Annotated in this window: 3 protein-coding genes; 1 reads left to right on the forward strand and 2 read right to left on the reverse strand. The window is 25.9% G+C overall.

Annotation, left to right across the window (positions count from 1 at the left end):
- Both NSA58_RS18580 and NSA58_RS18585 read right to left on the reverse strand, forming a co-directional pair.
- A partial coding sequence (locus NSA58_RS18580) for a hypothetical protein (protein ID WP_257560823.1) occupies nt 1-1061 on the reverse strand: 1061 nt, incomplete at its 3' end.
- Between the two features lie 117 nt (nt 1062-1178).
- The gene (locus NSA58_RS18585) at nt 1179-2093 is read right to left on the reverse strand and encodes a hypothetical protein (protein WP_074080052.1); all 915 of its coding nucleotides are present in this window, start codon (nt 2091-2093) and stop codon (nt 1179-1181) included.
- Nucleotides 2094-2276: 183 nt separating this feature from the next.
- Between NSA58_RS18585 and NSA58_RS18590 the strand changes: the two genes are divergently transcribed.
- A partial coding sequence (locus NSA58_RS18590) for a hypothetical protein (protein ID WP_330652606.1) occupies nt 2277-2653 on the forward strand: 377 nt, incomplete at its 3' end.

Here is a 2653-nt window from a genome sequence, read left to right on the forward strand (position 1 = left end):
AATATATTTTTTATATTATTAGGTACTATTGTTATAGTTTCCATAGATACTTTTAGTGGTTCAAAGGTTCCGTCATCAAGTACTATACCTATATAATTCTCCCCTGTTGGATCAAAGGTTAGGTATTTATCTTTTATTTCTTCTTTGTTAATATTTCTATTACTAGGTTCAACAATCAAAATATCTACAGTTTCAGGTTCAATTAATTGAATATCCGTATTAACATTGCCTATTATTTTTTCTTCATAATCAGCCTTTATATCTATCACTGCATTTGATTTTTTTTCTTTAATATCTTTAACTACTTTTGTAGACGATTGATTTGTAATTACTTTACAATCCTCCATATGTATATCTGTTACTACTCCCACTTCTTCTACTTTTATAGGTTTTGCAACTTCAACTTCATCAGAGTTATTAGTTAAAACAAGGATTTCTTCAGTTTCAATATCTTTTATTACTTTTTCTTTATTATTTTCTATGGAGCTTAACACACTATTCTCCTCAACATTTACTTTGAAGTCTTCCAAAACGGCTTTTCTTTTTATATCTAATGATGTATCGTGACTTAAAGCTTCCTTTTTATCCACAGATTTAATATTATTTATATAACTATCACATTTTGATCCCTTGCAACAAATTTTATTGATATTCTTTTTATTTTCATGTATATACCATTCTATACTCTTTTCCTTTGATGAGTTATTACTTCCTCTATAGTAGCCTGAATTTTTATTTTCTTGTATTATTTCCTTTTCAATAATATTTTCTACTTCTGTTATAAATATATCTTTAATCCTATCATCCAAATTAGTATCTAATATCTTTAATTTTACTATATCTTCTAAACGTAATGCTTCTTTATCTATTATTATTATGTTTCTATTCATTCTAATTAAATCTACATTATTATTAGTAATTTTTATTTCTTTTCTTACTCCATCTACCGTAATTATTTCCATATTAATTTCATTATTACTTTTATCTGATAGCGTATTTAATATATCATATATAAGATCAAAAACTTTGGCAAATATTTTATTATCATTCCTTTTACTCATTTTCCTTCACCCCTTTATCAAAAAAAACAAATCTTCTCATTATACATATGTATAATGAGAAGATTTTATTACATAAGGCTATGCTTAAACAATTAATAATTAGCCGTTTATATGTTTTTATCCATTGTAGTAACAGTTTGAACCAATTCTTCCATCTGTACATCCAATACTTCCTGGATTTGTATTTGTATATACTATAAGTTCCTCTTTTACAATAGCATATATTGTTTTGTCTATTAATAAAGTTGAAAAAGCATCTGCACAGAATTTATTTGTTGAATTAAAAGTTTGTGTTGCTCTTATACAATCAATTGAAAGACATGCATCAAAAACTTCTTCAAAGTATATTCTATTTCTTCCTGATGGTAAGCATATTGTTCCAAAGAAATCTGCTTTGTTAAATCCAAATCCTTCACATAATGATCCGCTAAATTCTTCAGTTTCTGCTCTGAAATCTTCACATCCTATTTTACCCTTAACTATAAGCTTAGCTTTGCAAATATGAAAATCTAGACAATCTTCACCTATTATAGTTTTTCTGCCTTCTTCACAACAATCAACATCTAGTGTCTTGCTTCCTTTGTATATGTTATATAATTTTTTCTTAACAGTATTTCCATTACATTCAAATTCACATTTGCAACTTTCAGATTCATTAGATGCACGGAAACATACTTCATTCTCTAGATTATCGATTCTCACTTCTATTTCTTCATCTATTAATCCTATGCATTTATATTTAACTATAATAGTTTTTATGCATATTTCATCCCCTTGTTTATAATTATCAAGTGGTGATGTTATACAAAATTGAATGTCTTTTAAATATTTTTTCTGTTTATCTTCTAAATTTACGCAGTCGTATATTCTGTCAGCTAATACTGGGATACCCTTCGCTGTACATATATCCAATGGAGCTGGTATCTCCTTTGGAGAACAACATCCCTCTTGGCATCTGTTTGGCTTTTCAATTGGTTCTGGTTTTTCGCATCCACAACAATCTTGACCTAAATTGTCTTTTACTTCACTCATGTCATATATCCTCTCCTGATTATTTATTTAGAAAAGACCATATTCTCTTCTTATATAAAATATATGATTTTAATGGGTACATGTTACTGTTAGATTAATATATTTATTATTTTTGATAATTTATGTATAAAAAATCGCCTTTTAATATACATATTAATATGAATATTTTTAAGGAGGGATATTATGCCTTTTATAAATAAAACCTCTATCTTAGTTGAAAATTCTATTAATAAAGGACTAACCTTATTTGAACTTGGTAAAAATATTGTCTCTACTAATATAGATTCTGATTTAAATAATATAGATTCACGTATATTATTTAACGGCGAGTACTCATTTATAGACATTTGGCTAGATATAGATGATAAGGATAATATTTACGGTATATTAAATGATAAAAAAGGAAAACTTCAAAATTTAATTATAACTAGTGATAACGTTGATCTTAATACAATTATTAAATATGATTATAAAAATTTCTTTATAAAATTTGCTTATATAAAAAAATTGAATAGTGAAAATCATATATTCTATTACTCTATAGATAAAAAATATCCTTA

It is taken from the genome of Terrisporobacter muris (genome assembly GCF_024621905.1).
In the GTDB taxonomy this organism is placed as follows: domain Bacteria; phylum Bacillota; class Clostridia; order Peptostreptococcales; family Peptostreptococcaceae; genus Terrisporobacter; species Terrisporobacter muris.

Excerpts from the sequence above, each read along its gene's own strand:
- NSA58_RS18585 (WP_074080052.1), bottom strand. The coding sequence starts at position 2,093 with ATGAGTGAAGTAAAAGACAATTTAGGTCAAGATTGTTGTGGATGCGAA.